Source organism: Providencia sp. PROV188, assembly GCF_027595165.1.
Lineage (GTDB): Bacteria > Pseudomonadota > Gammaproteobacteria > Enterobacterales > Enterobacteriaceae > Providencia > Providencia lanzhouensis.
The window spans coordinates 3264588-3277757 of the sequence record NZ_CP097291.1; the positions used below are offsets into that span (position 1 = coordinate 3264588).

General features: G+C 44.5%; 10 protein-coding genes. 1 reads left to right on the plus strand and 9 read right to left on the minus strand.

The genetic code is table 11. The annotated features are described in order from the left end of the window. Nucleotides 1-7: 7 nt before the first annotated feature. The 9 genes from M5X66_RS14980 to M5X66_RS15020 form a co-directional block, all read right to left on the minus strand. The gene (locus tag M5X66_RS14980) at nt 8-529 is read right to left on the minus strand and encodes a ribonuclease domain-containing protein (protein ID WP_036956095.1); all 522 of its coding nucleotides are present in this window, start codon (nt 527-529) and stop codon (nt 8-10) included. 92 nt (nt 530-621) lie between these two features. Continuing rightward, entirely contained in the window at nt 622-2067 is a 1446-nt protein-coding gene (tldD, locus tag M5X66_RS14985) for a metalloprotease TldD (RefSeq protein WP_154599768.1), read from the minus strand. A 20-nt stretch (nt 2068-2087) separates the two neighbouring features. Continuing rightward, complete coding sequence (gene nit1 / locus M5X66_RS14990) at nt 2088-2927, minus strand: deaminated glutathione amidase (protein ID WP_108478432.1); 840 nt, start codon at nt 2925-2927, stop codon at nt 2088-2090. Next, on the minus strand, nt 2927-6724 hold the full coding sequence (yhdP, locus tag M5X66_RS14995; protein WP_071992176.1) for an AsmA2 domain-containing protein YhdP: 3798 nt from the start codon (nt 6722-6724) through the stop codon (nt 2927-2929). The genes nit1 and yhdP overlap by 1 nt, the downstream gene beginning before the upstream one ends. A gap of 23 nt (nt 6725-6747) precedes the next feature. Further along, nucleotides 6748-8217: a ribonuclease G gene (gene rng / locus M5X66_RS15000; protein ID WP_036956090.1), complete on the minus strand. Its 1470-nt coding sequence runs from the start codon at nt 8215-8217 to the stop codon at nt 6748-6750. Beyond that, complete coding sequence (locus M5X66_RS15005; RefSeq protein ID WP_036956088.1) at nt 8214-8801, minus strand: Maf family protein; 588 nt, start codon at nt 8799-8801, stop codon at nt 8214-8216. The genes rng and M5X66_RS15005 overlap by 4 nt, the downstream gene beginning before the upstream one ends. A 36-nt stretch (nt 8802-8837) precedes the next feature. Beyond that, nucleotides 8838-9326 carry a rod shape-determining protein MreD gene (gene mreD / locus M5X66_RS15010; protein WP_036956087.1) on the minus strand — a complete coding sequence of 163 codons (489 nt, stop codon included), beginning with the start codon at nt 9324-9326 and terminating at the stop codon, nt 8838-8840. Nucleotides 9327-9374: 48 nt separating this feature from the next. Beyond that, nucleotides 9375-10352: a rod shape-determining protein MreC gene (gene mreC / locus M5X66_RS15015; protein WP_036956086.1), complete on the minus strand. Its 978-nt coding sequence runs from the start codon at nt 10350-10352 to the stop codon at nt 9375-9377. 87 nt (nt 10353-10439) lie between these two features. Then, nucleotides 10440-11483: a rod shape-determining protein gene (locus M5X66_RS15020; RefSeq protein ID WP_006662897.1), complete on the minus strand. Its 1044-nt coding sequence runs from the start codon at nt 11481-11483 to the stop codon at nt 10440-10442. Nucleotides 11484-12098: 615 nt separating this feature from the next. Between M5X66_RS15020 and acuI the strand changes: the two genes are divergently transcribed. Continuing rightward, the gene (acuI, locus tag M5X66_RS15025) at nt 12099-13079 is read left to right on the plus strand and encodes an acrylyl-CoA reductase (NADPH) (RefSeq protein ID WP_036956084.1); all 981 of its coding nucleotides are present in this window, start codon (nt 12099-12101) and stop codon (nt 13077-13079) included. Nucleotides 13080-13170: the final 91 nt, after the last annotated feature.

The window sequence follows — 13170 nt, forward strand, 5'->3', positions numbered from 1 at the left end:
CCCCCAATCATTTAACTTGTTGGAACGTTTTATAATGGTCTGTACTAACGAAGATCATTCCATCAGAGGAATAGAGTAGACGGTCTGCACCACGATGCCCGCAACGATAATTTATATCAGCTTCAAACCACTGTCGCCCATCGGCAATAGGCAGGCCTTTTTCACGGTTAGAAAAGCGGTCGCCACCGATGGCTCTACCGGGCAAAACTTCACATAAATTCCCTTTTTTAGCATCCCAACCCGCTTCTCTTGCCTGTTTTTTTGTCATGTAAAATGCGGGGAGTTTTTGATATTTTTCCATAAAACTGACCACATTGTTCTGAGCGGTCAGCTGATCAATCGTTTTTGGCGTTTCACGCGGAGTTATCGCTTCGCGGGAAGGCGGTATGCTTTGTGTACTTGATATAGTTTGTGTGGTTGATGATGTACCAGAAGATGGTTCCGGTGCGCCCTGCTCGCCACCTTTAAAGTACAGGCTAACCGCAATCAAAATTGCCATTAACACTAAAGAAATAATACGCTTATTCATAACGCCTCAATTATTTTTGCTGTGCGGATAAATAATCGCCCCAGTCACATTCGTGACTAGGGCGAAAAATAAAAGACTATCTTAACGTGTGATTACGCGGTGCCACCCACGGTCATTTTATCGAGTTTCAGTGTCGGTTGCCCCACACCCACTGGCACGCTTTGCCCTTCTTTACCACAAACACCTACGCCTTTATCCAACGCCAGGTCATTACCTACCATGGAGATCTGCTGCATAGCTTCAACACCAGAACCAATCAAGGTCGCCCCCTTCACTGGTGAAGTAATTTTACCATTTTCAATTAAGTAAGCTTCAGAGGTTGAAAACACAAATTTACCCGATGTGATATCCACCTGACCACCACCGAAATTCGGCGCATACAACCCTTTTTCAACACTGGCAATAATCTCTTCCGGTGTTGATTCACCCGCTAACATATAGGTATTTGTCATGCGAGGCATTGGTAAATGAGCGTAAGATTCACGACGCGCATTCCCAGTTGGCGCCACACCCATTAAACGCGCGTTATGTTTATCTTGAATATAGTTACGTAGAATTCCATTCTCAATCAACACATTGTATTGACCAGGAACCCCCTCATCATCAATCGCTAATGAACCGCGACGCCCTGCGATGGTTCCATCATCCACCACGGTACACAGGGAAGATGCGACTTGCTCTCCCATTTTTCCTGAGAAAACAGAGGTGCCACGACGGTTAAAGTCACCTTCTAGACCATGACCTACCGCTTCATGGAGTAGAACACCTGGCCAGCCTGCACCTAATACTACAGGCATCATGCCTGCAGGAGCGGCAACTGCAGATAAATTCACTAACGCCATGCGTACCGCTTCACGGGCATACTGCTCCGCGAGTACTTGCCCTTGATGGATTTCGAGGAAATATTCATAACCATAACGACCGCCGCCGCCGCTTGCTCCGCGTTCACGTTTGCCATCATGTTCCACCAGCACACTCACCGATAAACGCACCAGAGGGCGAATATCCGTTGCTAATGTGCCATCGGTGGCAGCAACTAACACTTGCTCATACACACCAGTTAAGCTGGCATTCACTTCAATTACGCGAGGATCTTCAGCGCGCGCCACTTGGTCAACGCGATGCAGCAATTCAATTTTCTGCTCACGCGGTAAGCTACGCAAAGGATCCACTTCAGAATAGAGTTTTTTGTAGTCTACATTGGTTAAAATCTGTGACTTTCCAGAGCCTTGTTCAGTCACGATACTACGGGCTGCAGTGGTGCTTTGGGTTAGTGCCAGCAATGAAATTTGGTCTGCATAGGCAAAACCCGTTTTTTCACCCGTAATCGCTCGAACCCCAACACCTTGGTCAATATTGTAGGAGCCATCTTTAATGATTCGATCTTCTAAAACCCATGATTCATGGTAGCTAGACTGAAAAAAGAGATCCCCATAATCAACACGGCGCTCAGATAGCAGCCCTAAAATATCATACAGATTATCTTGACCAAGACCGTTGGCAGCCAGCAAATGTTCGCTGACAGAAGCTAAACTCATATTCGTTACTCTTATTTAGTTTATTTTTTAATCAATGATGTTAATTGTGGTCTAAAGCGGTTATGTTTCACCACTCGGATCTGTTCACGCATCACTTTTAAGCTGTCTGGCTGGACATTCACGACCAACGCGGAAACAGCATCCACATTCTTTTTCATCACCTTACCCCAGCCATCTACGGCGAGAGTATGTCCCCATGTACGACGCGTACCATGCACCCCAACTTGCGCTGGCGCTAAAACATAGCACTGGTTTTCAATCGCACGGGCTCTTAACAGTGGCTCCCAGTGAGCTTGTCCAGTATAACGAGTAAACGCCGCAGGGACGGAAATAATCTCCGCACCTTGTTCACGTAATGCTTGGAATAAGCCAGGGAAACGTAAATCATAACAAATGGTTAAACCTAAGCGACCTACTGGCGTATCAACCACAGTCAGGTGCTCACCACGTTGATAAATAACCGATTCGTTATACTCGCCTTGTTCATCTTCGATGTTCACATCAAACATATGAATTTTATCGTAACGCGCAGTGATATTCCCTTTCGCATCAAACAGTAAGCTACTACTGGTAATACGTTCAGGATCTTCACGGCTTATCAATGGCATTGACCCAATCAGGATCCACACATTGTAACGGATAGCCATCCCACGGATAGCGTCTTGTAATGGGCCATTACCTTCTGTTTCAGCCTGTTTACGATAGGTTGCAGCATCAGCAAATAGTAATGCATTTTCAGGAGTAAGAACTAACTGCACAGTATCAGGCAACTGTTTAATTTGCTGCTCTATCTGTGCCAAGTTGTGTTTTGTATTCTTACCACTACATAACTGCAAAAGTGCAACATTACCCGTTTTCATTACTCTTGAGTCTCCTTAAGCTGACGTAGTACTTCATCAATTTTAGGTTCATCCAGACTACCACTTACACGATAGCGAATAACCGAAATTTTACTCCACAACGGACCAAGGACCTTCGATGCCGCGAATACTGCCGCGCCCGCAAACGGGTTAATCACGAATGCGGTGGCTACACCTACTGTAGCAGAAATTTCAGGGGTAATGACCGCTTCCGCATTAATTTGGCGCTTAACAAGGTCAATATCCCCATTCAAGGCAATATCCGCGACTAATCCATCAATATAAAGATCCTTCGAGGTTAGAATACCTTGATTGATGACCGCATTGCCTTTAATCGAATCAAAGTTAAAGTCATTACTAAACGTATCCCGGAAATCTAATTGAAGTTTGCGCAATAATGCATCAAAACTGACTAGACGTAGTAACTGCCCAGCACGCCCGCCCCCCATATGGGCAATCGCACCTTTCCCTAATTTTGCTGACATTTTCCCATTCAGTGTCGCAACCTCAGGCTCCCAAGGAACCTGCGCCCAGTTCAGGTCAAATTCAATCGAATATGGAGAGTCGATAATCGGCACCAAGACACCAAAATAAGCGGCAGTTTCATCGAAAGCCTCGCCAGTTAGCGAGCCTGCAATCTCAGTTTTATTGCCATCATTACTGCGCCATAAGGCATCAAGCTTTAACTCACTGGCACTGTTTTTCAGTGAACCTGCGGTTAATTTTAAAGTGTGCTGCCCCACTGGCGTGACTTGCGCCGAGATTTCTCCCAGTTTTTGCCCACTCACCCAACACTCGGCACAATGGATGTTCACTTTAGGCCACTGACTAAAGTCGAATACTTCCGATGAAGGGGTCTTTTCGTTTGACGCTAGCGAACCTTCAGGATTGTAATACAGGTATTCAATATCCAGCGCCCATGGCTGCTGTTTCCAAATCTGTAGCTGCCCTTTTAGGTTTGCACTTTCTACATTAATTTGCTGTTCATCACGGTATAAATCATAAGAGAAGCTCAAATCTTTCCAACGCTGACCTGCCAAATAAACGGATGGAGCTTTAACCTCAAGGGTATCTGGGTAGCCAATTTGTCCCACATGTTCGCTGGCAGAAGAAGATAAAAAGCCACTCGCTAATTTCTCCCAATTGACATCTTCTACCGCAGGTAAATCCACTAAAATGGTCGAGCCATTTGGTAATGCAGGAACCTGATTATTCCATGGGGCAATGTGAGCTTTTTGTAGTTTCAATGGCGAGCTGGTGAGCGACCACTGAGAATTAAAACCAAGACGCTGACCAATATCACCACCTACCGTTAATTGCTCCGTCGTGCCTTTTGCTTGAATATTCATCTTACCAAGCTGTTGCAGTAGTTCAGTATTCAGTGCAGGTAACTGGCTTTTTAGCTTATTTAATCCTGCGGCTACCTCAATCTGTAAGCCTGTCGCTTGCTTGGATGATTCTGGTAACGTGATATGAATTTGGCTTTTCCAATCACTCACGCCAGAGACTTTCCCTTTGATATCACTTGGCAGCATGGGAACTTTATTTAGCTCCCAATTTCCGCCAAGGTTAATATCCACCAAATAATCTTTCGGGCGCGTTAATGTCGTGAAATCCAAAGAAACTGGCTGTTCTAACCATTGCCCCGTGATGTTATCACTGACTAAATCCCCATTGGTAAATTTGAAGCTGCCAGTCAATCCATGCAATGTGCTATCGATTGGGCGTACAAACACATTATTTTTATTAAGATTGACTTGCCCTTTCGCGACAACATCTTTTCCAGCCGATAATGGAATAGCGAGATTAAGCTTACCGGTTACGGTGCCATCAATTTGTAGCTCATCCAGCGTATCGCCAAGGGAATGTTTGAGTGGTGTATGGGTGAAGTATTGTTGGATCTGTTTGCCCGTGCCACTCACTCCCGCATCGATATATAACATTTCATCGAAGTAATCATGAATTACTGCATCGAGATTTTCTGCCGTTGCATCCCCTAATTTCACCGAGTCCGTATGCATCGCTAAACTTGCGCGGCTAAAATCTAAATCGAGGTTTAAATCCAGTAATGCAGGCCATTGGTCATCGTATTCGAATGTGCCATCACGCAGCGGCACATACACTTGGAACTGCCCGTCATTTTTATAGTAAGGATAATGTGCGGGGTCGCCTTTATACACCAACGTCGCATTGTCTACATGTCCAGCAATGATCGCTTTGGTCAGATAATCCGCTAGCTCCTGTCCCATCAGCTTTTGAGGGAAATAGCGCCAAGCTTCCCCTGCATCATCGGTGCTGATCCCCGCTAAAATAGCCAAATCGGCAATATCATGCTGCTTCGCTTTCGCATAGCTAAAGTCGCCATTGGCTTTGACGGCCTTAGCTTGCAAATTCACACCGGAACTCCACAATTTGAATTCGCTGCTGTTATTGGTCCAATTTAATTTGCCGCTGGCGTTACTAATCTCAAAAGGTGCTTTAAATTCATCGCGATAATCCACGATACTATCTTTCAGCGAAAATGAGAGGATCCCTTGTTGAGCACCGCCAATAAGTACCCCTGAGAAATGGTTTACAGAAGGAAGCTCTTTCCATTTTTTCCAGCTAACATCCTGCCAGTCCATACTGATTTGCGTATGGTCTTCAGTGTCTTGCGTTAGGTCGAGAGCAAATTCCGAGACTAATCCCGTCGGTTGACGATGCTGCCAATCTTGCACTAATTCTGGCGTAACAAACGAGAATGTCGGCAAGACTTCACTTAGACGTTCTAGCTCAATATTTTTTGCGCGAATGCGCCAGTGATCTTTATTTTGATATTTTGCCGATGAAGGCAAATACAGAACGGAGACGCTCCCTTGCGGCCAGATATATTCATTGGTTTTCAGGGTATCTAGCTCAGGAATATTAAACAGCCAACCGTTACCTTGGCGCTTCATACGCACCAATAAATCATTCACTTGAAGATTTTGTGTGAGAGGCTCTTCCCCCCAGTTCGCTTCACCTTGACGTAGCTGGATCAGACCATTATCTATACGATTATTCTTGAGGGTGATCCACGATGATAAACTGAAGTTGGCGTCCCGCAGCCCCGTATTATCCCGTAACCACTTGCTGAGCCAAGGCTGCATATCAATGTTATCAGCCTGCAAATAGAATATGCCGTCACTGAGTACGCCGTTTTTATCCGACACATCCAGCTTCACTTGCAGATAACTATTTTGCTTATTTAGCGTTTCAAGGCTAACGAAACCTTGGGCGCGGTGGCGGGCATCTTGGTTAAGCCATGAAAGTTCAGGCAATAGTAACGTCATCTTTTGGTCTGATGGCGTCAAAAATGTCAATTGGCTATCTTTTAAAATAAAATGGTCAAACTGCCGTAAAAACAGGTCATCCACGCCATCATAGTTCGTGGTTTCATCTTCCGGTCCATCAAAACTCAGCGGGACTTTATAATCCACATTCAGTTGATAAAACGTCAAATCACGAAAACGCCAACGCAAAGATAATAGCGAATTCCAAATATCTAATTCGATAGTGATTTTGTTGACTTGTATATCGGTTATTGGGTTTTTGGCAACAACATCGGAAATGATAAGCTCGGGACCATAATAGCGCCAAGCCCCTTCAATCTGACCAATATCCAGTGAGATATCACTGTGATTTTCAACGTAAGTGATAATTTCTTGGCGATAATTATCAATATTGGGTAATAGAAAACGCAAACTGGTGAGTACCAACGCACACAGCAACAATACGGCAGCGGTTGTCACGAGTACGATACGTGGCAGTCGTTTCACCAGTTTCTCCTTCAAGCAGAATGCTACATCATGACGACATCAAAGCGTTCTTGGCTATATAACGGCTCAATCTGCACTTTAACTTGTTTCCCTACAAAGATTTCAACTTCCGCTAATGCGTGAGATTCATCCCCGGTCAACACATCCACCACCGCTTTTGATGCGTACACTAAGAATCTATCAGCATCGATTGTGCGGTGAACTCTCACAATTTCACGCAAAATTTCATAACATACGGTTTCAACCGATTTCACTGTACCACGGCCTTGGCAAGTTGGGCAGGTATCGCACAGCACATGCTCCAAGCTTTCACGGGTTCTTTTACGTGTCATCTCAACTAATCCTAGCTGAGAGAATCCATTAATGGTGGTTTTTACCTTATCTTTACTTAAAGCTTGTTCAAGTGAGGCTAACACACGGCGACGATGTTCAACATCAGACATATCGATAAAGTCGATGATAATAATACCACCGAGATTTCTTAATCGTAATTGGCGCGCAATGGCTTGAGTCGCTTCAACGTTGGTATTAAAGATAGTTTCTTCTAAATTACGGTGACCCACGAATGCGCCCGTATTGATATCGATGGTAGTCATCGCTTCCGTTTGGTCAATGATCAGATACCCGCCCGATTTCAATTCAACCTTTCTGTCCATCGCGCGTTGAATTTCATTTTCCACATCGAACAAGTCAAAGATAGGTTGATTGCCTTGGTATAGCTCAAGCTTCGCTGTCATTTCCGGCACATATTCCGCAATAAACTCTTCCAACTGCGTGTAGGTTAAACGAGAATCCACGCGAATACGGTCGAGGGATGCGCCAGCAAAGTCGCGAATGATACGGTATGCCAGTGAAAGCTCACCGTAAATTTTAGTACGCGTGACATTACGTTTTTTGCGTTCAATCACTTTCGCCCATAAGCGTTTTAAAAATGCAGCATCCTGTTTAACATCCTCTTCAGCCACACCTTCTGCGGCGGTACGAATGATAAACCCGCCGTTTTCATCGCAATATTGTGCGACACACTCTTTTAAACGCTCTCTTTCTTCTTCACTATCAATACGCTGAGATACACCAACATGGGAAGCTCCCGGCATGAAAACCAAGTAACGAGAAGGCAACGTAATGTCTGTGGTGAGTCTTGCGCCTTTGGTGCCAAGTGGGTCTTTAACCACTTGGACAATTAAATCTTGCCCTTGCTTCACCAGCTCAGCGATATCTCTAACATGAAAGTTTTTCTGCTCGTCACCCGCAATGCATTCGGTGTGAGGCATAATGTCCGAGGCGTGTAAAAAGGCTGCTTTATCCAGACCAATATCAACAAAGGCCGCCTGCATACCAGGTAAAACTCGGCTCACACGACCTTTGTAGATATTCCCTACTAGCCCTCTTTTCGCCTCTCGTTCGACATGTATTTCTTGTAAGATCCCACCATCAATATAAGCTACGCGCGTTTCAGATGGTGTTACGTTTACTAATAGTTCCGTAGTCATGAATTCCCCTTCCCATCACCTAACGCTAAAAATCGTTGTATTAATTCTTCTGTTTCGACCAATGGTAAGCCCACCACTGCATGATAGCTGCCATTAATGCATCGAATAAAACGTCCACCGAGACCTTGGATACCGTAAGCGCCCGCTTTATCCATTGGCTCGCCAGATTGTATATAATCCTGTATTTCCAGCAAAGATAACTCGCGGAATGTCACATCTGTCGTAATCAATGAGGTTAGAGTCTCATGCTTGTTCGACACAGCAATGGCGGTCATTACCTGATGTGTTTTACCAGAAAGGTCACTGAGGATTTGCTGAGCATGGACCGCGTCTCGCGGTTTTTCTAATATTTTACCGTCAAGAACCACAATAGTATCTGCACCCAAAACTGGATGATCCGCAGGAGCAATTGCTACACCCGCTCGGGATTTATCTCGCGCTAAGCGCTGGACATACGCCTGAGGCGATTCCCCTTCTTGCCATTTTTCTTCCACTTCGGGACGCAAGATTTCAAAGGAATAACCTAGCAGTTGGACTAATTCACGTCGTCTCGGTGAACCTGATGCAAGATAAATTAAGCTCATAAATTGTCATTCCAGTTATCATCAACGGCCACAATCTTAACATACTGAAAATTGGCGGCGAATTTTTCGTAACAGTAAAAATAACCATGGCCACAGAATACCATTCACCAAACTATTCCAGAATACTTGTGGGTGGAATAAGACTTGTGAGGAAAGGAATTCTGCCCAGAAAACAGCAAGGTCTTGCACCACCGTTAATGCAACAATAATCAAAGCTTGCTGCCACAGTGCCATGTTACGTAAAAGCTGATGCTTGTATGCCACGAGATAACAAATGATGCTGAAGGAGAGCGCATGTACGCCCAGAGCTGATCCTTGAATAGAATCGACAATAATTCCTAAAATAAAGCTGGTACCCACACTGACGCGATGCGGTAATGCCATTACCCAGTATATTAAAATCAGCAGTAACCATGATGGTCGGTAAAATGCCAATTGTTCAGGCCACGGCATTACCTGCAAAATCAGTGCAATAAAGAAAGATAGCCAGATAATGATGCGCCCATTACCGCGATACTCATCCATTATGATTTCCTCTCCACCCTTTCATCATACCGTTTCCCTCACTCTATCTTATGGCTGAGGTTGAGGCTGTGTAGGTTGCATGGACGGTGGTAATGGTGGTCCTTGAATCTCGCTTGGTGTTGGTAACACCTGCGGCAACACTTTCATTAAACGCTCATTTGCAGCCCGGTAAACATCGGATGGCTGTAATGGGGTTTTCGGATCACTTTCATTGCCCCACAGCAGGAGTAAATAACGTAGACGTTGTAACTCAGCACTTGGTCTTGCAGAGATGATAGTATAGGCACGTTGAGTATCATGCTTCACCGCTGAAACAACAGCAACAGGATACCCTTCAGGGAATCGTCCACCTAAGCCCGAAGTCACTAACACATCACCAACACGAATATCTGTATTTCCAGGAAGTGGCTCTAATTGCAGGTCATCCGCACATCCTGAGCCCGCAGCAATAACACGGATATCATTACGTAAGACTTGCACAGGCAATGCATGGGCAGTATCGCAAATTAATAAAACGCGGCTATTAAAATTACTGGTACCAACAACCTGACCTACCACGCCTTTATCGCTGATAACTGGCTGGCCTTCATAAACGCCGTCATTACTGCCTTTATCTATCACGACTTGGTCGCGATAAGGCGTGTTCGCACCTGAAATGACTTGCGTCACCATCATATGTTCATCTTGGCGTAATGGGGAACCTAACAGTTCGCGTAAACGGGCATTTTCTTGTTTGAGTTGCTCAAGCAGCAAGTTATCCGCTTTTTTTAATAATAGCTCTTGGCGTAGAGCTTTATTCTCAAACTGGAGCTGATCCCGCGTTGAAAGGGTGTCAGAGATATTATCAAGGAATTGACGTGGTCCGTTAGCTAAAAAATAGAATGGGCTAACCGCCGTGTCTAAATAATTACGGATTTTATTGAAAGGCTCAAATCGATGGTCAATCACCACCAGCACCAATGCAATTATCACTGCAATAAAAATGCGTAACTGTAGGGAAGGACCTCGCCTAAAAATTGGCTTCATGTATGGCTAAGTTTCGCTAATGGTCGGAGAATAAAAAAATAGTCAAAGCGACTGGAGCTAAAAAACTCCAGTCGCTTATGGCGTGATTTAGTCTTCGCTAAACAGGTCACCGCCGTGCATGTCAATCATCTCTAACGCTTTACCGCCGCCACGAGCAACGCAGGTTAAAGGATCTTCAGCAACGATGACCGGAATGCCAGTCTCTTCCATTAATAAACGATCTAAATTACGCAGAAGAGCACCACCACCCGTTAATACCATACCGCGCTCTGAAATATCAGATGCTAATTCTGGTGGGCACTGTTCTAACGCTAACATTACCGCACTCACGATACCGGTCAGTGGCTCTTGTAATGCTTCTAAAATTTCGTTGGAGTTCATTTTGAATCCGCGAGGTACACCTTCAGCCAAGTTACGACCGCGAACTTCAATTTCATAAACTTCATCAGTTGGGAAAGCAGAACCGATACCATGCTTGATACGCTCAGCTGTTGCTTCACCAATTAAGGAACCATAATTACGACGCACATAGTTGATGATTGACTCGTCAAAACGGTCACCACCAATGCGAACAGAAGAAGAGTAAACTACACCGTTCAGAGAGATAACAGCGACTTCAGTGGTACCACCACCGATATCGACAACCATGGAACCTGTCGCTTCAGAAACAGGTAAACCAGCACCGATTGCCGCTGCCATTGGCTCTTCAATTAGGAAAACTTCGCGGGCACCTGCACTTAATGCAGATTCACGGATAGCTTTACGCTCAACTTGAGTTGCACCAACAGGCACACAGACTAAAACACGAGGGCTTGGACGCAGGAAGCTGTTGCTATGAACTTGCTTGATAAAGTGTTGTAACATTTTTTCAGTTAAGAAAAAGTCTGCAATCACACCATCTTTCATTGGTCGAATTGCGGAAATGTTACCCGGTGTACGCCCCAGCATCTGTTTCGCTTCACCACCAACCGCAGCAACGCTTTTTGGCGAGCCCGCGCGATCCTGACGAATTGCAACTACAGAGGGTTCATTTAATTTGACGCCTTGTCCTTTGACATAAATGAGGGTATTGGCCGTACCCAAGTCAATCGACAGGTCATTAGAAAACATGCCACGAAATTTTTTAAACATAACGAAAGGATTATCCTGCAAGCTGGGGACGAATAAAAACCCGTCTACTCTACCAACCACTTGAAGCTGCCTCAAGGCGTAAATCAATCACTTCATAAATATGGTTAATTCATCTATTTTCACATACTAAAATCGTACATGCTTCTATAACAAAACGAAGCAGATAAAAACCCCGAAAATCACCCTTAATTCAAACGCCTTTGAAATTTTTCATCATTCGCGCACGAAAAATGGACAGCCCTCTGGTTGTTATATACTCCATCTTTGCGTTCTTCCCAGTGTGACAAGCGATTACGTCTACAAGTTCAAATAAATTTTTTATATTTTAATTATTGCTATACATCTAGCTTTTTAACAACAAAATAAGTGAACTTAAATTTCGCTGATTCTATTATCAACTTTAAATTAAGCCATAACCATGTCGACACGCTGATGTATTAGTCAGAGTAGGACATTTTGCATGATAAAAGCCTAGTTATGCTAGAAAAAAATGCATTTTTACAAATTAATTACATAAGTAATAGCTTGAATACCATTCTGGCGTCAATGAAAACGATTTTACCTGTGTGTAAATTAAAAAAAACACTTATTTAATCATAAAATTAGGGGTGGATCATGAAAGCGCTCGTTTTACAGCAACAAGACGATAAAATCGTCCCAGAAATCCTCAATGTACCTACTGAGTCATTACCCGCTGGCGATGTCATCGTCGATATTCACTGGTCGACAATTAACTATAAAGATGCGCTAGCTATTAATGGAAAAGCAGGCGTTGTCCGTCAATATCCAATGGTACCCGGAATTGACTTTTCTGGCATCGTTCATCACAGTGAAGATCCCCGTTTTCATATTGGCCAACACGTATTATTAACAGGATGGGGAGTTGGCGAAACACACTGGGGTGGACTCGCCACACAAGCGAAAGTTCCCGCCGATTATTTAACGCCTCTTCCTGAAGCATTATCACTGAAACATGCCATGATCATCGGCACCGCTGGATTTACCGCCATGTTGTGCGTGAATGCCCTTGAAGATGCAGGGATCACTCCTGAAAGTGGAGAAATTGTAGTGAGCGGCGCCAGTGGTGGTGTTGGGAGTGTCGCAATCCAATTACTTTCTATATTGGGCTATCAAGTTGTGGTGATTTCAGGTCGCGCAGAAAATCACGACTATTTACTGAAAATTGGTGCGAAAAGCGTACTACCTCGCAGTGAATTTACTCATCCAGCCAAACCGCTTGATAAACAGCGTTGGGCAGGCGCTATCGATACGGTTGGTGGTGACGTGCTGGCCAATATCTTGGCGCAAGTGAACTATAATGGAGCTGTGGCTGCATGCGGGCTGGCTGGCGGGTTCTCACTGCCAACAACTGTTATGCCATTTATTTTGCGTAATATCCGTCTGCAAGGGGTCGATTCCGTTTACTACCCTGCGGCAAAACGCCAAAAAGTGTGGGAACGCTTAGCGCAACTCTTACCTGATGCGTTTTATGATCAAGTTAGCTGCGAGATTTCATTAGAAGAGTGTGTCGAACACGCAAAAAAACTCTTAAAAAACGAAGTCACTGGGCGTACCCTAGTAAACCTTCAAAATTAAATCATCAACACGCGTGATTGTGTCGCCACAATGTGGATTACGGCACAATTTATAAAATAAATTCGGGTAATTTCTCTGATAAGACCAGTAT